Raw genomic sequence first — 15,784 nt, forward strand, 5'->3', positions numbered from 1 at the left:
CATGCTCATCCAGCTGACGATCCGCGATATCGTCCTCATCGACAGGCTTGAGCTGCACTTCCATGAGGGGCTGAGCGTCCTCACGGGCGAGACGGGCGCAGGCAAATCCATCCTGCTCGATGCCTTCGCCCTGGCCCTCGGCGGCCGCGGCGACGGCTCTCTCGTGCGCCATGGCGAAGCCCAGGGCCAGGTGACGGCCGTCTTCGACTGCCCCCTCGATCATCCGGCCCGCCGCATCGCGGCCGATGCGGATATCGACGTCGAGGGCGACCTGATCCTGCGCAGGGTCCAGGTGGCGGACGGGCGCACACGCGCCTTCGTCAACGACCAGCCCGTCAGCGTGCAGGTGCTCAAGGCCATCGGCGCGACCCTGGTCGAGATCCACGGCCAGCACGACGACCGCGCCCTGGTCGATCCGGCCACGCACCGGGCGATCCTCGATGCCTTCGGGGGCCTGTCGGATGAAATCCAGGCCGTGGGCGATGCCTCGCGGCGGGTTCGCGAAGCGCGGCATGCCTTGCACGAGCACCGCAACCGGATCGAGAAGGCCCGCAAGGAGGCTGATTTCCTGCGCCACGCGGTGGAGGAGCTGACAAAGCTCAATCCATTGGCCGGGGAGGAGGAGACGCTCGCCGGGCGCCGGGGCGTCATGATGCAGTCGGAGAAGGTGGCCCAGGACCTCAATGAAGCCTATGAGGTCGTCGCCGGCAACACGTCCCCGGTCAGCGAACTCTCGGCGGCCGTGCGCAAGCTGGAGCGCCGCGGGGCCCAGGCGCCGTCGCTCGTGGAGCCCAGCGTCAAGGCCCTGGATGCTGCGCTCGTCGCCATCGACGAGGCGAGGGAAGCCCTGGAGGAGGCCATCCGCGCCACCGAATACGACCCGCGCGAGCTGGAGCAGACGGAGGAACGCCTCTTTGCCTTGCGCGCCGCTGCCCGCAAATACGACGTTCCGGCGGATGAGCTCGCAGCCCTGCGGACGCGTTTCGAGGACGATGTCGCCGCCATCGATGCCGGTGAGGAGCAGCTCGGCGGCCTGGAGAAGGCCCTCAAGGAAGCCGACGCGGCCTATGTGAAGGCCGCGAAGGCGCTCTCCTCGGGCCGGAAGAAGGCCGCGCAGGCGCTCGATACCGCCGTTCAGGCGGAGTTGCCGCCTCTCAAGCTGGAGCGGGCCCGGTTCATCACGGACATCCAAATCGACGAGACCAGCCGCGATCCCAGCGGTTTCGAGCGCGTCGAGTTCTGGGCGCAGACAAATCCCGGCACCCGTCCGGGCCCCCTGATGAAGGTGGCTTCCGGAGGCGAATTGTCCCGCTTCATGCTGGCCCTCAAGGTCGTCCTAGCCGACAAGGGTTCGGCCCCGACCCTGGTCTTCGACGAGATCGACACCGGCGTCGGCGGCGCGGTGGCGGATGCCATCGGCCAACGCCTCGCGCGTCTCGCAGGCAAGGTGCAGGTCATGGCCGTGACCCATGCGCCGCAGGTCGCGGCAAAGGCCGGCAGCCATTTCCTCATCGCCAAGGAGGGCGTGCGCGGCGCCGAGGACCGGGTCGCGACCCGCGTGATCCCGCTCGAAGCCACGCCACGCCGCGAGGAGATCGCCCGGATGCTCGCCGGCGCGACCATCACCGAGGAAGCTCGCGCGGCCGCCGCGCGGCTGCTCGAAGCGGCAACGCGTTAAAGCATCGGACGCAAAAGTGGACACCGGTTTTGCGTGGAAAGATGCGCAAGACCAAAGCATCGGACGCAGAAGTGGACACCGGTTTTGCGAGCGAAGATGCTCGCAGCCTGCCTCGTTTCATTCGAGTGAATTGCCCGCCCAGTAATGGGACATGGTCAGATACGTGAACGACGTCGACCATCCGATGAGAACGATGCCGTTCAGGGATTCAAGGCTGGCGATCAGGCGCATCATCCCGAGTGGGAAGATGTCCCCGATGCCGAGCGTACTGAAGGTTTCCGCTGAAAAGAACAGGTAATCGGCGAAATTGACGGCCCTGTTGCCGCCGAAATCGCCGATGTTCAGGCCTGCATCGGCGATCCAGTATGTCAGCGCATAAATGGTGATTTCCGTGAAATGCGCCGTGATGACGCCGAACACCACGACGAGAACCTTCGGGCGCGATTGGATCGTCGACTTCTGCAATATCCTCGAGAGACCGCTGAGCGCTTCGTAATGGACGACGACGGTCAGCATCAGGGGAGTGAACGTCAGGGCGATCGTGGCAATCATTGTTTCCATGACGATTGCCCACGGAGGTTTGAGCCTTCTTCGGCGACGTGGATCCGGCTCACCGTCAAAATCATGCGACCCGGCAAAGAGCAGAGATGATTCCACGCAAGCGGCAACAGTTCTAGCCAGTAACGGGGTTTATATCCTCACGGGTGAGCACTGAAAAAGGGTGCCCCCGAAGAGGGAGGCTTCAGGGAGCACCATGCGTACACCAGCGGAGGAACGAGACTGGTGACGTTTTCGGCTACGCGTGAGCAACGCTCACTTTTCCTTCGCGCATCGTCCGGCGAACCGGGTCCCTTTCGCCGAAACATGCTTTGAAGCATCGGGCGCCGCAGGCGCTTGCCGCCCTCGGGATCAGCCCGATGCCGCCGACCGGCGCATCGCCTGGGGCCTCGCGATGCGCTCGTAGGCGAACCACCGGTTCTAGCGGACCGAGCCCGTCGATGACGGATGGCAGGCCGGGTTGGTCGATCCGGCCGGGCACGAGACTTTGTTCTTCGCCTGGTTCATATGGCTCTTCTTCGACGCCGTATGATGCCGGACGGTGGAGTGCTTGGGATGGGTCGTCGACGATGTCGCCGCCTGTGCGGCCAGCGGGGCGCCGGCGAGGAAAGCCAGGGTCGACACGGCAATCAGCAGATGTTTCATGGATCTTCTCCATTCAATGGCAGTACCTGCGGGTACCTGTCATGGATCCTACGGCGCTTGAATTAGGGGAGAATGAGGGCCGGAGCGTCCTGCCTCTCCGCGGGCCGCCTCAAGCGGCAAATTGCGTGATTGCCTTTCGCCGCCCGGCGGATTGAACTCGTTCCGCATCGAGATCGGTCATCATGCGGGTTCTGCTGATTGAAGACGATCCCTTGATCGGACGCAGTCTGACACGGGCTTTCGAGGGATCGGGAGCCGCGGTCGACTGGGCGCGGACGGGAGACGACGCGCTCGCCGCCCTGAGCACGAGCCGCTATGCCATCGTCCTGCTCGATCTCGGCTTGCCCGACAAGGCCGGCCTGGACGTGCTGAAGGAGATGCGCGGCGGCAAGGATGCGACGCCGGTGCTGATCGTCACGGCGCGCGACGACATCGAGACCCGCGTGGCCGGCCTGGATCTCGGGGCGGACGATTTCATCGTGAAGCCCTTCGACTTCGACGAGCTTGCGGCGCGGATGCGTGCGGTCATCCGCCGCCATGCGGGGCATGCGACATCGCAGATCAGCTCCTCCGAGATCGTCCTCGATCTCGCGGCCCACGAGGTCACCTACAAGGGCGCCACGCAGCTTCTTCCGGCGCGGGAATTCGCCCTCCTGCAGGCCCTGCTCGAACGGCCGGGAACGATCCTGTCGCGCCAGCAGCTCGAAGATGCGCTCTACGGCTGGGGCGAGGAGGTCGAAAGCAACGCGGTGGACGTGCTGATCCACTACATCCGCCGCAAATTCGGCAACGAGATCATCCGCAACGTCCGGGGCGTCGGGTGGATGGTGATGAGATGAAGCACCGCAATTCGCTCCGCAAGCGCCTCACGGTCTGGTTCACCGCCTTGCTGATCCTCGTCGGACTGCTCGGAGGCCTGGGGGCCTACATGGCGGCCCAGCAGGACCCGGACAGTCTCCTCGACAATCAGATGCGGGAGATCGCGTTCAATGTGGTCAGCTCCGTGGACGACCTGGCGCAGATGCCCGCGCCGCCCCTCGATGCCGACGACATGCTCGTGGTCCAGGCATGGGATACCGACGGGCGTCTGCTCAAATCCTTTCCGTCGGGGCTCGACCTGCCGCGCCAGGAGGAAACCGGATTCGCCAATGTCCATACGCCCAGCGGGCAGTGGCGCAGCTACACCTGGGTGTTGGACGACGGCACCATCCAGGTTTCTCAAAGAACGAGCGTCCGCCGGGGCCTCGCCCTGATGGCAGCGTTGCCCGCGATCGTCACAACGCTGCTCCTCATTCCCATATCGGCCCTGCTGGTGCGCTGGCTCGTGGGCCGGATCCTCGCTCCGGTCGACGAGCTGGCTCGCCAGCTCATGGCCCGTCAACCGGACAGCACGCGGCAGCTCGCCCTATCGGAGGTGCCGGACGAAATCGTCCCGCTGATCCAGGCGATGAACAAGGCGCTCGAGCGGGTCGCGGACATGCTCGCATCGCAGCGGCGCTTCGTCTCCAACGCGGCTCACCAGCTGCGCACGCCTCTCACGGCCCTTCGGATCCAGGCGAGCAATCTGCGTCATGTCGCCAACCCTGCGGCGGCGGCCGAAGTTCTCGACGACATGGATCTCGGGTTCCGGCGGATGTCGGCTCTGACGAGCCAGCTCCTCGCCCTGGCGCGGGCCGAGGCACCCTTGCCGGAGCAGATTCCGCAGCCGGTGGAGCTGGCCGATATCCTGCAGGAGGCTGCGCGCGGCGTCGCGCCACTGGCCGAAAGCAAGTCCATCGCACTCGCGTTCGGGCCTTTGCCGAGGGTGCAGGTGCGCGCCGAGCGGCACGATCTCGAGACGATCTTCTCCAACCTTCTCGACAACGCCATCCGCTACACGCCTCCAGGCGGGCGGATCGTCGTCACGGCGCATGGTGCGGCGGAGCGGGTGCAGGTCGAGATCGCCGATACCGGTCCCGGGCTTCCCGACGAGCTGCTCGAACGGGTGTGCGATCCCTTCGTACGGGGAACTCACGATCAGGAAGGAACGGGCCTCGGTCTTTCCATCGTCAAGGCCCTCGCGTTCCGAGCCGGAGGGCGCCTTTCGCTCAGCAACAGGCCTGATCGCGGCGGCCTCATCGCAAAGGTCGATCTGCCCGCCTTCGCGATGTCCTAGGCATTTGCATCGCATCCTTTCACGCAAAACCGGTTCCCACTTTTGCGTCCGATGCTTAGATCGCCGTCGGTTCGTTCTCCCGGAAGGGCTTCAACTGGGCCTCCAGGGCCCGCCGGAAGGCGGGGCGGTCGGTGCATCGGCGCACATAGGCTCCCAGATTGGCATAGCGCTCCAGCAGTCCCGTATTGGCAAGCTCGCGCAGGACCATGGTCATCATCAGGTCGCCGGCCGTGAAGCGGTCTTCGAGAAACTCCCGCTCGCCCAGCCATGCCCCGAGGGCGGCGAGGTGCTTGCACAGCATGGCCTCGGCCTGCGGTCGGCGTTCCACCGTCCATGCCTCGCCGGCATGGAAGACATCGAGCTGCACCAGGTTCTGCACGAACGGCTCGATCGAGTTCAGGGCGGAGATCACCCAGGTCATCATCCGGGCGCGGCCTGCCTCGTCGGCAGGGGCGAGGGCCTCGGATCGCGCGGCGAGATACAGCACGATCGCTCCGGATTCGAAGATCTCGACCGCGTCGTCCCTGAAGGCGGGCACCTGGCCGAAAGGCTGCCATTCCCGGTAGGCCTCCGAGGCCTGGACGTCCGGGTCGATCAGCGTCGCCTCATAGGGAAGCCCCGCTTCCTCGAGAGCCCATCGCACGCGCAGATCACGGACATAGCCCTGCGCGAAGGGCGGCACCCACCGGAAGGCCGAAACATGGATATTCATGGGAAATCCTCCCGAGATTCACGCCTTGCGCGGGCCGACGAGGCCGAACATGGCCCCCTGCGGATCGCTGGCGACGATGATGAAGACGCTGCCCGGCACTTCGGCCGGTCCGTAATGGATGGTGCCGCCGTTGCCCGTTACGGCCTTCGCGGCAACATCGATGTCCTCGACGCTGAAGTAGAAGGTCCAGGCCGGAGGAGGGCCGTCGGGCACGCGCCTCATCACGGCGCCGATGGTCTGTCCGCGATGGTTGATGAACCTGTATTCGCCCATCTCGCCCATCGGCATCGCGTCGCCCTTCTCCCAGCCGAACTGGGCCTTGTAGAACGCGAGCGCCGCCGCCGGGTCCGAGGTGGCGAGTTCGTTCCAGTTGCAATGGGCGAACTGGCTTTGGTCGAAGGCCGTGCTCGTCCCGTCCCTTGCACCGCGCATCACGTAGAAGGTGACGCCCTGCGGATCCGCGAGCATCGCGAAGCGTCCCACGCCGGGAATGTCGGCGGGCGGCATGTGCTGCTTGCCGCCCGCCCTGACGATTGCGTCCGCCGTCGCGTCGACGTCGTCGACCGCCACATAGCCGAGCCATGTGGGGCGCATGCCCGCACGTTCGGCGCTCGCCGGCAGGGCCATCAGCCCGCCGACGTCCTCGTTGTCGATTCCGAAGATCCTGTAATCGCGATCGGAGCCTTCCGCCGCCCGGGTCTGCCATCCGATCACCGCGCCGTAGAAATGCGCGGCCGCGTCGGCATCGCTCGTCAGGAGTTCATACCAGAGGAAGTCGCCGTGATGATTGGCCATGACGCACCTCAGACGTCGAGGATCGGCATGAAGCCGCCGAAGATCATGCGCTTGCCATCGAAGGGCATCATCTCGCCCATGGCCTGCATGCGCGGATCGCTCATCATTTTCTGGTTGGCCACATCCCGGACGTCCTTCGATGGATACTCGATCCAGCTGAACACCACGGTCTCATTGTCCTTGGCGTCCACGGCGCGGCGGAAATCCGTGACCTTGCCGTTCGGCACGTCGTCGCCCCAGCACTCGACCATGCGGGTCGCGCCGAATTCCTTGAACAGGGGCGCGGCCTCGGCGGAGAGCTTGCGGTATTCGTCCTTCTTGTCCGCCGGCACGGCAAGCACGAAGCCATCGACATACTTCATCGGGTATCTCCCTTGGGGGGTGTTTCAGGTCGGGCGGGCTCGATCGCAGCGCTTGGCGTGCCCGTTCTTCTTGACAATTTAAGTTGATATCAACATAATTAGACCATGTCAAACCCCCGAGACGTTCCCTACGAGACAACCCATCTGGTGCGCGACACCTGCCTGTGCCTGCATGTCCAGCGCGCCGCCCGCACCCTGTCGCGCCTGTTCGACGAGGCGCTGCGGCCGGTGGGGCTCACGTCCGGGCAGTTCTCCCTGCTCAACGCTCTCAACCGTCCCGCGCCGCCCTCCATCGCTCCGGTGGCGCAACTTCTCGCCATGGACCGGACCACCCTGACCGCCGCCCTGAAACCGCTGGAGCGCGACGGCCTGGTGGCCATCGCCAAGGACCCCGACGACCGCCGCAACCGCCTCCTGAGCCTCACCGGGAAAGGCCGGAGAATCCTCGCTTCCGCCATCCCGATCTGGCGCGACCTCCACGGCGCCATCGAGGCCGGAATGGCAGGCCTCGAACCCGACGACCTGCGCGGCGCGCTGACGGGCCTTTCGAAAGCGAAGCCGACGGCTTCGGCTTCGGCGTGAGAAGAGGGCAGGGTGCGAGAAGCGATGTTATGTTCTCACTTTGTTCTTGACAGGGCGAATAACCTTGGCTATATCGTTGCTCTAGATCTGCTCTGACGAGGGGCGCGCTCGCGAGGCGTCGCAAGAGTGAGAGCAGGCACGGTCCCGCCGCAGGCCTCGCACGCCTGTGGTCGCGGGAGGTCGACCTTGGGGGCTCCCCAGCTGGTCCACCTGAAAAGAACCGTGCGTGACGAGCAGTTCGGCTCTCACATTCACCCCTAGAGAGCGAGCCGGGCTGCCCGACGCGCCACCCTCGAACCCGAAAGGCTCGCAGCGCAAGCTGCGGGCCCAAAGGTGCTGGAATTTTGACAAGCGCTACCACACCCGCGGCGTCATGACCGACGAGGCAGACCGCGTCGTCACGCCAGCGGCCTTCCGCCCGGAGTCCAACAGTTCCCGATCCCCACCTGCGCGGAGATGACCGTGGACGAGAGGGGCGAATGGCGGCGCGGGCCCTGGAGAGTCTTTTTCAGAGCGCTATGGTTCAAGCACCCTCAAACACGATTCGACCATGCCCCCACGCAGCACATCCTCCGAGACACCCGTCGACCACCTGACGCCCGACGAGGCGCGGATCGAGCACGAGAGGCTCGGTGCCGAAATCAGGGAGCATGACAGGCGCTATTACGAAGAGGATGCGCCGAGCGTCTCGGATGCCGAGTACGACGCCCTGCGCAAGCGCTACGAGGCGCTGGAGGACCAGTTCCCCGAGCTGAAGACCCCTGAGAGCCTGACCCAGAAGGTCGGCTCCAAGGTGTCGGAGAAGTTCGGGAAGATCCGCCACCGCGTGCCGATGCTCTCGCTCGCCAACGGCTTCGCCGACGAGGAGGTGGAGGAATTCGTCGAGCGCATTCGCCGCTTCCTGCAATGGAAGGCCGATGCGCCGCTCGCCTTCACGGCCGAGCCGAAGATCGACGGCCTGTCCTTGAGCCTGCGCTATGAGGGCGGCAGGCTCGTGTCCGCCGCGACCCGAGGCGACGGCGCGGTGGGCGAGGACGTGACCAACAACGCTCGCACGGTGGGCGACATCCCGCACCGGCTTAAAGGATCGAGCGTTCCCGAGACCTTGGAGGTTCGCGGCGAGGTGTATCTCTCGCACGAGGATTTCGCCGCCATCAACGCGCGCCAGGAGGCCGCCGGAAAGGCGCTCTTCGCCAATCCGCGCAATGCGGCGGCGGGCAGCCTGCGCCAGCTCGATTCCTCGATCACCGCCTCGCGCCCCTTGCGCTTCTTCGCCTATGCCTGGGGCGACGTGAGCGAGATGCCGGCGGATACGCAACACGGCATGATGGAGTGCTTCCGGAGCTTCGGACTCAAGGTCAATCCGCTCACCCGCCGCTGCACGAGCGTCGCGGAGATGCTGGAGCATTATCACGCCATCGAGACCGATCGCGCCAATCTCGGCTACGACATCGACGGCGTCGTCTACAAGGTCGACGACCTGAACCTCCAGCAGCGCCTCGGCTTCGTGTCGCGCTCGCCGCGCTGGGCGCTCGCGCACAAATTCCCGGCGCAGAAAGCCGTCACGGTGCTGGAAGGCATCGAGATCAATGTCGGCCGCACCGGCTCGCTCAATCCCATCGCGCGCCTGAAGCCCGTCACCGTGGGCGGCGTCGTCGTGTCCAACGCGACCCTGCACAATGAGGATTACATCAAGGGCATCGGCGGCAACGGCGAGAAGATCCGCAATGGCGTCGACATCCGCATCGGCGACACGGTGATCATCAACCGGGCCGGCGACGTGATCCCGAAGGTGCTCGACGTGGTGCTGGAGAAGAGGCCCGCCGATGCGAAGCCTTATGAATTTCCGACCACATGTCCGGCCTGCGGCAGCCACGCGGTGCGCGAGGTCAATCCGCGCACGGGCAAGGAGGATGCGGTGCGCCGCTGCACCGGCGGCCTCATCTGCCCGGCCCAGGCCCGCGAGCGCCTGAAGCATTTCGTGTCGCGCAACGCCTTCGACATCGAGGGCATGGGAGAGCAGCGCATCGACGAATTCTACGAGGAAGGTCTCGTCCAGCGCCCGCAGGACATCTTCACCCTGCAGGCGCGCAATGCACGGAGCCTCAAGCGCCTGGAGAACCGGGAAGGGTGGGGCGAGACGAGCGCGAGGAATCTCTTCGCCGCCATCGAGGCACGCCGCTCGATCGCCCTGAACCGCCTCATCTTCGCCCTCGGCATTCCGCATGTCGGCGAGACATCGGCGCGGCTGCTCGCGCGCCATTTCGGCACTTTCGAGCACCTGCGCGAAACCGCGAAGGCGGCCGCCGATCCCGCGTCGGAGGCCCACGCGGAGTTGACCGCCATCGGCGGCATCGGGCCGGTGGTGGCGGAAGCCATCGTCGAGTTCTTCAAGGAACAGCACAACGAGGAGATGCTCGACGCGCTCCTCGCCGAGGTTACGGTCGAGGCGATGGAAGCGCCCGCTGCCGCGAACTCGCCCGTGGCAGGCAAGACCGTCGTGTTCACGGGCTCGCTCGAGCAGATGACCCGCGAGGAGGCGAAGGCCATGGCCGAACGGCTCGGGGCCAAGGTGGCCGGCTCGGTGTCGAAGAAGACGGACATCGTGGTGGCGGGGCCGGGCGCCGGTTCCAAGCTCGCCAAGGCGGCCGAGCTCGGCCTCCAGGTCATGGACGAGGACGGCTGGTTCGCCCTCGTCGGGCGAAAGTGAGACTCCCGTCCAAGACTTGGACGGGAGGGTGTGGCATGGTGGCCCCATGACGGTGATCGCCCCCGAGGTCTCGCTCGATCCGGAACTGGTCGGAGCGGGTGACGTGACGCATTTCTGGCGTGTGCCGCGCTATCGCGGCCTCGACTGCCTGCGCGCGACCTTCCGGCGTCACGCCTATGCCCGGCACAGCCACGACACCTATGCCATCGCGGCGGTTCTGGCGGGCTGCGAGACCTTCTTTCATCGCGGCGAGCAGCATTATGTACCGGCGGGCTGCGTCGCCGTCGTCTGCCCGGACGAGATCCATGACGGCGAGCCCTATGGCGGTGGGTTCGAGTACCGGACGTTCTATCCCTCGCCGGAGCTGATGCAGGAGATCGCCGAGGACGTGGCAGGGCGTCCGCTCTCCCGCCCGCCCTGGTTCCCGCGTTCGGTGATCAACGATCCCGCCTTGTTTCAGGCCCAGGTCCGGCTCCATGCCTGCCTCTGCCGGGACGAAAGCTGGTCCTCCGAGATGGAACAGGACACCCGGCTCATCGATTTCCTGAGCCGCCTGATCGCCCGCTGGGCCGATCTCGATGCCCTGCCGACCCTGCGCTACGGCTCGAAGGGCATCCTGCGGGCGCGGGACTATCTCGACGCCCATATGAGCGAGGAGGCAGACCTGGCCGATCTCGCCACCATGGCCGGGCTGTCCCGCAGCCATTTCATCCGCGCCTTCGCCAAGGAAACGGGACTGACGCCCCATGCCTACCTGCTCGACCGGCGCTTCCGCGCGGCCACGAAACTGCTGAGCCAGGGGCAGGCCCCGGGCGACGTGGCGGCGGCCTGCGGGTTTTTCGACCAGAGCCATCTCAACCGCATCTTCAAGGCCCGCATGGGCGTGACGCCTGGGGCCTACCGCGCGGCCTAGCATCGTGCGGAAAAGTGGATCCGGTTTTCCGACCCGGACGATGCGTTCTTCAACGAGTGGAGCCTCGAACCCAAAAGTGCAAATCCACTTTTGGGTTCGAGGCTCTAGCACAGCACTTTCATCCAAGACGGCTCCGCATCGAGCGCCCATAAGGTGCGGAAAACGAGCATGCCATGGATCAACCGAACCCCTTCACCGCAGATTACCGCCGCGAAATCCGGGCGGGCCTTCGCGACATCGCCCCGGTGGTCGTAGCGGCGATTCCCATCAGCCTGCTCTTCGGCGCGGTGGCCTCGGCCAAGGGGCTGTCGCCGCTGGAGGTCACATTCATGTCGGCCCTGGTGTTCGCCGGCGGGGCCCAGTTCGCCGCCATCGAGACCTGGATCCACCCCGCGCCGATCTTGACGCTGGCCTTCGCGACGCTGCTGATCAATGCGCGCCATGTGCTGATGGGAGCGTCCCTGGCGCCCAAGGTGCAGATGTCGCGGGTCCAGACGTTCCTGTCCTTCTTCTTCCTGACGGACGAGGCCTGGGCTCTGTCCGAGCGCCGGGCCCTGGACCGTCCGGTGACGGGGGCCTATTGGGCCGCCATGGGCATTGCCCTGTGGGCCAACTGGACATTCTTCTCCAGCCTCGGGGCCGTCCTCGGCTCGTTCCTCGGCGACCCGGCGCGCATCGGCGCCGACTTCGCCTTCACGGCCCTGTTCATCGGCCTCGTGGCAGGCTTCGGGCGCAGCCGGGTGACGCTGGTCACCGTGGGCGTCAGCGCCGGTGTCGCGGCCCTCGTTCATCACTTCATCGGTGCGCCCTGGCATGTGGCCTCGGGCGCATTGGCGGGTATCGCCGCCGCCTATCTGGCCGCTCCCGAGGAGGCGCGCTCATGACGCTGGATACGACGACCCTGCTCGCCATCCTGGCCATGGCGGTCGTGACCTATTTCACCCGCATCGCGGGCCTGTTCGTGGCCGACCGCCTCGTGCTCACCGGCCGCGCCAAGGCCGCCTTCGACGCCATTCCCCCGGCCGTGCTGGTCGCCGTCATCGCCCCGACGGCGCTCACGACCGGCTGGGCGGAAGCCCTTGCGGCCGCCATCACGGCGGTGGCGGCCTTCAGGCTGCCGCTGCTCGGAACGGTCGCAGTCGGCGTAGTGTCCGTCGTGGCGCTGCGGAGCGTGCTTTAACCGATCGCCCGCGTGGCGTTCTCCAGCCATGTGCGCGTCTCGGCATCGAGCTTCGGGCCGATTTTTTCGCGCACTGCCGCGTGATAGGCGTCGAGCCACGCGATCTCGTCGGCCGTCATCAGGGCGGGTTCGACGAGGCGCAGATCGATGGGCGTGAAGGTCAGCGTCTCGAAGCCCATCATTTCCCGGTCGCCACCGGGGATGCTGCGCGGTTCCACGAGGATCAGGTTCTCGATGCGGATGCCGTAAGCGCCCGGCTTGTAGAAGCCCGGCTCGTTGGAGAGCATCATGCCCACCTCGAGCGGCGTATGCCCTGTCTTGGCGATGCGCTGCGGTCCTTCGTGCACCGAAAGATAGCTGCCGATGCCGTGGCCCGTGCCGTGGTCGAAATCGAGGCCGGCGTCCCACAACGGCTTGCGCGCGAAGGCGTCGATCTGTGCGCCCGTCGTGCCTTTCGGGAACACGGCCTGCGCGATGGCGATATGGCCCTTGAGAACGCGGGTGAAGCGGTCCTTCATCTCGTCCGTCGGCTTCCCCACGATAATGGTGCGGGTGATATCGGTCGTACCGTCCTCGTATTGCGCGCCGGAATCGATCAGGAAGATCTGGTTCGGCTCGAGGGTGCGGTTGCTCGAACTCGTGACGCGGTAATGGGGCAGGGCGGCATTGGGACCGGCCCCCGAGATGCTCGGGAAGGAGATGTTCTTCAAGGCGCCCGTCTCGGCCCGGAAGGCCTCCAGAGACTCGACGACGTCGATTTCCGTGAGCTTGCCCGAAGGGGCCTCGCGGTCGAGCCACGCAAGAAAGCGGGCGACCGCCACGCCGTCGCGCAGATGCGCCGCATGGGAGCCCTCGATTTCAGCCTCGTTCTTGACGGCCTTCATCAGGGCGATCGGGTCGGCTCCCACATCGACCGTGCCACCCGCCGCCTCGATCCGCCGGATCAGGGCGACCGCGCCGGTGGCGGAATCGATGCGGATCTTGCCGCCTGTCTCGCCCAGGGTGTCGAGAGCACTCTGGAAGGTTGCGATGGGAGCGAAATCGGCGAGATCGCCCACCGCCGCACCGGCCTCGTTCGTCACCTTCGCCGGATCGAAAAAGAGGCTCGCGCGGCCTTCCTTGGGAAGGACCGCATAGCCAAGCGGCAGGGGCGTGTGTCCCACGTCGCCGCCGCGCAGGTTGAAGGCCCAGGCGAGATTGTGCGGATCGGAGATGACCAATGCGTCGAGCTTCGCCTCCGCCATCTTCTTGCGGATACGCTCCAGCTTCTCGGTGGCCGTCTCGCCCGCATATTCGAGCGGGTGCGGCCTGACGGGCGCCTGCGGCGGGGCCGGGCGGTCGATCCAGATCACGTCGACCAGGTTGAGATCGACCGGGCAGAGTTTGCCGCCGGCACGGCTCACGGCCTGCTCGAGCTTCTTCAGCCCGTCGCTAGTATGGAGCCACGGGTCATAGGCCATGATGCCGCCCGGCGGCAGGTGATCGGCGATCCAGTCCTCCGGAGTGAAATCGGCCAGCTGCACCGGCGTGATGACGGAGGTGTCCACCTGCTCGGCGGCCTGGACCGTGTAGCGCCCGTCAACCACCAGGGCTGCCTCGTTCTGGAGGATCACGGCGGTGCCGGCCGAACCTGTGAAGCCGGTGAGCCACGACAGACGCTCTGCGCTCTTCGGCACGTACTCGCCCTGATGCTCGTCGGCGCGGGGAACGATGAATCCGTCGAAGCCGCGACGGGCCATCTCGGTCCGCAGCTTGGCGATGTGCTTCGGTCCTTGAGCGGGGGAGGTCGTGTCGTCGAAGAACTGGAACTGAGCCATGGGAAATGGTCACCGAAAGTCGAGCGTGGAAACGGCGCCACGCTAGAGCATCGGACCAGAAGGGGAAACCACTTTTCGGATCGAACCGTCTGGAATGGCGGCTGTCGATATCAGCGACATATGCCGCTGAACTCCGCAGCAGCCCGCCTAAGAAATATGCGTCGGGCGCCTGGAGATTGAATTTTCATGATGGCGCCCTGCAATGGATGCATGACCCGCATGTGATCCTGTGACTTCAACTAAAGTCGGAGCGAGCTTATCTTCCTGTCAACGATAACAGAGGAACGCTGAAGGGTCTCAGCACCAATCTGTTGGAGATGAGCCCATGATCACAGCCGTTGTATCTTCCGCCCTCGTCGGTCGCGAAAAAGCCCCGTCCAGGCTCTCGCAGCTGGCCACCCGCTTCATGAGCGCGCTCGTCGAGAGCCGCGCCAGAAGCGCCGCCCGGGAACTGCATCGCCACGAGGCGTTCATCAGCAACCTGGGCCGCCGTCAGGACCATTCGGCAGAGTTCCTCGATCAGGCCGACCTGTTGCCCGCCAAAATCTGACCGCCACATTTTTCAAAGCGAGACAATACCATGATCATCATCACCGCCGTGAAGGCTATCCGCGACATCTGGGCCGAAAGCATCGAGCTGCGCCGCGAACTCGCCAAGCGCTATCCTGGCCTCCTGGCCGAGTAAGATCGACTACTGGCGGGGCTGCGGACGTGCGCTGCCCCGCTTCAGGACCAGCGCGGCCCATCCGTCGAGGTCGTAGCGCCGCTGCAGGTACCAGCCCTGATGAGCGTAGGTCGACAACACGCCGGGAACGTCCCGGGCCAGCAGCCCTGACAGAATGATCGTACCGTCCGGGCTTGCCACGCGCGCCAGCGACGGCGCGAGCATCCGCAGGGGCTTCGCCAGGATATTGGCAAAGACCAGGTCGAAATGGCCTGCACGGTCCGCTTCCGCATGACGGATTCCGGGCCCCACATACAGCTTCATGAAGGCCCCGATCCCGTTCAGCCGCGCATTCTCGCGCGCCACGCGCACGGCTTCCGGGTCGATATCGCCCGCCACGACGGGCCGCTTCAGGACCTTCGCGGCCGCGAAGGCCAGGATGCCCGTTCCGGTGCCGACATCGAGCACATGGCGAGGCGTGCGCGTCTTCAACTCGTCCACGAATGCGAGCAGGCAACCCTTCGTCGTGCCATGATGGCCCGTGCCGAAGGCCAAGCCTGCCTCGATCTCGATGGCGACGTCGCTCGTGCGTCGCTCGTGACGGTCGTGCGAGCCGTGGACGAAGATCCGGCCCGCGCGGACGGGCTTGAGACCCTCCAGCGAAGCTTTCACCCAATCTTTCTGCTCGAGGGGCAGGAAGACGCCCTTGTCCGCCTCCGCGCCGACGATGGGGCGCAGCAGGCTGCGGATCGCCGCCTCGTCGGGCTGGTGAGCGAAATAGGCCTCCAGCATCCAGGGCCCGCCATCCTCCGTCTCGAAGGAGGCGACCGCCGTCTCGGCCGGATCGAAGATCTCGCCGATCATGTCGGTCATGGCGCGCGCGGAGCGTTCGTCCGTGGTGATGCGGAACACGTGAGTGGGGCGGTTGGGGTGCAGACCTTCAAGCATGCCGTCGCCTTAGCATTCCTCGTGCCCGAGGTCACCTGTCCGTGAGATCGTGCTTTGCCCGGAAC

Annotated in this window: 16 protein-coding genes; 9 read left to right on the top strand and 7 right to left on the bottom strand. The window is 65.8% G+C overall.

Features of this window, described 5'->3' with window-relative positions; genetic code table 11:
• The first annotated feature begins 1 nt into the window (after position 1).
• Positions 2 to 1,678 carry a DNA repair protein RecN gene (gene recN / locus H0S73_RS09430; protein ID WP_181051926.1) on the top strand — a complete coding sequence of 559 codons (1,677 nt, stop codon included), beginning with the start codon at positions 2 to 4 and terminating at the stop codon, positions 1,676 to 1,678.
• Between the two features lie 117 nt (positions 1,679 to 1,795).
• Here the strand turns inward: recN and H0S73_RS09435 are convergent, their stop codons facing one another.
• Together H0S73_RS09435 and H0S73_RS09440 are read right to left on the bottom strand one after the other, a co-directional pair.
• Positions 1,796 to 2,239 (bottom strand): ion channel, encoded by a 444-nt coding sequence (locus tag H0S73_RS09435; RefSeq protein ID WP_202049789.1) that lies wholly within the window; start codon positions 2,237 to 2,239, stop codon positions 1,796 to 1,798.
• Between the two features lie 417 nt (positions 2,240 to 2,656).
• Entirely contained in the window at positions 2,657 to 2,881 is a 225-nt protein-coding gene (locus H0S73_RS09440; RefSeq protein WP_181051927.1) for a hypothetical protein, read from the bottom strand.
• Between the two features lie 182 nt (positions 2,882 to 3,063).
• On the opposite strand from H0S73_RS09440, the gene H0S73_RS09445 reads away from it, so the two are divergent.
• Together H0S73_RS09445 and H0S73_RS09450 are read left to right on the top strand one after the other, a co-directional pair.
• Positions 3,064 to 3,720: a response regulator transcription factor gene (locus H0S73_RS09445; RefSeq protein ID WP_181051928.1), complete on the top strand. Its 657-nt coding sequence runs from the start codon at positions 3,064 to 3,066 to the stop codon at positions 3,718 to 3,720.
• On the top strand, positions 3,717 to 5,036 hold the full coding sequence (locus tag H0S73_RS09450; RefSeq protein WP_181051929.1) for an ATP-binding protein: 1,320 nt from the start codon (positions 3,717 to 3,719) through the stop codon (positions 5,034 to 5,036). Before H0S73_RS09445 ends, H0S73_RS09450 begins: the two co-directional genes overlap by 4 nt.
• Before the next feature lie 55 nt (positions 5,037 to 5,091).
• Here H0S73_RS09450 and H0S73_RS09455 read toward each other — a convergent pair whose 3' ends face one another.
• Genes H0S73_RS09455 through H0S73_RS09465 form a run of 3 tightly spaced genes read right to left on the bottom strand, consistent with a single transcriptional unit; the run spans position 5,092 to position 6,905 of the window.
• On the bottom strand, positions 5,092 to 5,748 hold the full coding sequence (locus tag H0S73_RS09455) for a glutathione S-transferase family protein (protein WP_181051930.1): 657 nt from the start codon (positions 5,746 to 5,748) through the stop codon (positions 5,092 to 5,094).
• A gap of 18 nt (positions 5,749 to 5,766) precedes the next feature.
• Complete coding sequence (locus H0S73_RS09460; protein WP_181051931.1) at positions 5,767 to 6,543, bottom strand: VOC family protein; 777 nt, start codon at positions 6,541 to 6,543, stop codon at positions 5,767 to 5,769.
• 8 nt (positions 6,544 to 6,551) lie between these two features.
• The gene (locus H0S73_RS09465) at positions 6,552 to 6,905 is read right to left on the bottom strand and encodes a DUF1428 domain-containing protein (protein ID WP_181051932.1); all 354 of its coding nucleotides are present in this window, start codon (positions 6,903 to 6,905) and stop codon (positions 6,552 to 6,554) included.
• Between the two features lie 105 nt (positions 6,906 to 7,010).
• Here H0S73_RS09465 and H0S73_RS09470 point away from each other — a divergent pair, with 105 nt between their 5' ends.
• The 5 genes from H0S73_RS09470 to H0S73_RS09490 all read left to right on the top strand — a co-directional run bounded on the left by H0S73_RS09470 (position 7,011) and on the right by H0S73_RS09490 (position 12,290).
• Positions 7,011 to 7,487, top strand: coding sequence for a MarR family winged helix-turn-helix transcriptional regulator (locus tag H0S73_RS09470; RefSeq protein WP_181051933.1), 477 nt, complete (start codon positions 7,011 to 7,013; stop codon positions 7,485 to 7,487).
• 550 nt (positions 7,488 to 8,037) lie between these two features.
• Complete coding sequence (gene ligA / locus H0S73_RS09475) at positions 8,038 to 10,197, top strand: NAD-dependent DNA ligase LigA (RefSeq protein WP_181051934.1); 2,160 nt, start codon at positions 8,038 to 8,040, stop codon at positions 10,195 to 10,197.
• A 46-nt stretch (positions 10,198 to 10,243) separates the two neighbouring features.
• The gene (locus H0S73_RS09480; RefSeq protein WP_181051935.1) at positions 10,244 to 11,110 is read left to right on the top strand and encodes an AraC family transcriptional regulator; all 867 of its coding nucleotides are present in this window, start codon (positions 10,244 to 10,246) and stop codon (positions 11,108 to 11,110) included.
• Between the two features lie 173 nt (positions 11,111 to 11,283).
• On the top strand, positions 11,284 to 11,994 hold the full coding sequence (locus tag H0S73_RS09485; RefSeq protein ID WP_181051936.1) for an AzlC family ABC transporter permease: 711 nt from the start codon (positions 11,284 to 11,286) through the stop codon (positions 11,992 to 11,994).
• Positions 11,991 to 12,290 (top strand): AzlD family protein, encoded by a 300-nt coding sequence (locus H0S73_RS09490; RefSeq protein WP_181051937.1) that lies wholly within the window; start codon positions 11,991 to 11,993, stop codon positions 12,288 to 12,290. Before H0S73_RS09485 ends, H0S73_RS09490 begins: the two co-directional genes overlap by 4 nt.
• Here H0S73_RS09490 and H0S73_RS09495 read toward each other — a convergent pair.
• On the bottom strand, positions 12,287 to 14,107 hold the full coding sequence (locus H0S73_RS09495) for an aminopeptidase P family protein (protein WP_181051938.1): 1,821 nt from the start codon (positions 14,105 to 14,107) through the stop codon (positions 12,287 to 12,289). The genes H0S73_RS09490 and H0S73_RS09495 overlap by 4 nt on opposite strands.
• A 325-nt stretch (positions 14,108 to 14,432) precedes the next feature.
• On the opposite strand from H0S73_RS09495, the gene H0S73_RS09500 reads away from it, so the two are divergent.
• Positions 14,433 to 14,657, top strand: coding sequence for a hypothetical protein (locus H0S73_RS09500; RefSeq protein WP_181051939.1), 225 nt, complete (start codon positions 14,433 to 14,435; stop codon positions 14,655 to 14,657).
• Positions 14,658 to 14,798: 141 nt separating this feature from the next.
• On the opposite strand, the gene H0S73_RS09505 is transcribed toward H0S73_RS09500, so the two are convergent.
• Positions 14,799 to 15,719 carry a 50S ribosomal protein L11 methyltransferase gene (locus H0S73_RS09505; RefSeq protein WP_181051940.1) on the bottom strand — a complete coding sequence of 307 codons (921 nt, stop codon included), beginning with the start codon at positions 15,717 to 15,719 and terminating at the stop codon, positions 14,799 to 14,801.
• Positions 15,720 to 15,784 lie beyond the last annotated feature (65 nt).

Source organism: Microvirga mediterraneensis (assembly GCF_013520865.1).
GTDB classification, from domain to species: domain Bacteria; phylum Pseudomonadota; class Alphaproteobacteria; order Rhizobiales; family Beijerinckiaceae; genus Microvirga; species Microvirga mediterraneensis.

What these genes read in the sequence shown, in the direction of transcription:
- recN (WP_181051926.1), top strand. Translation starts at nt 2, where the DNA reads ATGCTCATCCAGCTGACGATCCGCGATATCGTCCTCATCGACAGGCTT.
- H0S73_RS09435 (WP_202049789.1), bottom strand. Translation starts at nt 2,239, where the DNA reads ATGGAAACAATGATTGCCACGATCGCCCTGACGTTCACTCCCCTGATG.
- H0S73_RS09440 (WP_181051927.1), bottom strand. Translation starts at nt 2,881, where the DNA reads ATGAAACATCTGCTGATTGCCGTGTCGACCCTGGCTTTCCTCGCCGGC.
- H0S73_RS09445 (WP_181051928.1), top strand. Translation starts at nt 3,064, where the DNA reads ATGCGGGTTCTGCTGATTGAAGACGATCCCTTGATCGGACGCAGTCTG.
- H0S73_RS09450 (WP_181051929.1), top strand. Translation starts at nt 3,717, where the DNA reads ATGAAGCACCGCAATTCGCTCCGCAAGCGCCTCACGGTCTGGTTCACC.
- H0S73_RS09455 (WP_181051930.1), bottom strand. Translation starts at nt 5,748, where the DNA reads ATGAATATCCATGTTTCGGCCTTCCGGTGGGTGCCGCCCTTCGCGCAG.
- H0S73_RS09460 (WP_181051931.1), bottom strand. Translation starts at nt 6,543, where the DNA reads ATGGCCAATCATCACGGCGACTTCCTCTGGTATGAACTCCTGACGAGC.
- H0S73_RS09465 (WP_181051932.1), bottom strand. Translation starts at nt 6,905, where the DNA reads ATGAAGTATGTCGATGGCTTCGTGCTTGCCGTGCCGGCGGACAAGAAG.
- H0S73_RS09470 (WP_181051933.1), top strand. Translation starts at nt 7,011, where the DNA reads ATGTCAAACCCCCGAGACGTTCCCTACGAGACAACCCATCTGGTGCGC.
- ligA (WP_181051934.1), top strand. Translation starts at nt 8,038, where the DNA reads ATGCCCCCACGCAGCACATCCTCCGAGACACCCGTCGACCACCTGACG.
- H0S73_RS09480 (WP_181051935.1), top strand. Translation starts at nt 10,244, where the DNA reads ATGACGGTGATCGCCCCCGAGGTCTCGCTCGATCCGGAACTGGTCGGA.
- H0S73_RS09485 (WP_181051936.1), top strand. Translation starts at nt 11,284, where the DNA reads ATGGATCAACCGAACCCCTTCACCGCAGATTACCGCCGCGAAATCCGG.
- H0S73_RS09490 (WP_181051937.1), top strand. Translation starts at nt 11,991, where the DNA reads ATGACGCTGGATACGACGACCCTGCTCGCCATCCTGGCCATGGCGGTC.
- H0S73_RS09495 (WP_181051938.1), bottom strand. Translation starts at nt 14,107, where the DNA reads ATGGCTCAGTTCCAGTTCTTCGACGACACGACCTCCCCCGCTCAAGGA.
- H0S73_RS09500 (WP_181051939.1), top strand. Translation starts at nt 14,433, where the DNA reads ATGATCACAGCCGTTGTATCTTCCGCCCTCGTCGGTCGCGAAAAAGCC.
- H0S73_RS09505 (WP_181051940.1), bottom strand. Translation starts at nt 15,719, where the DNA reads ATGCTTGAAGGTCTGCACCCCAACCGCCCCACTCACGTGTTCCGCATC.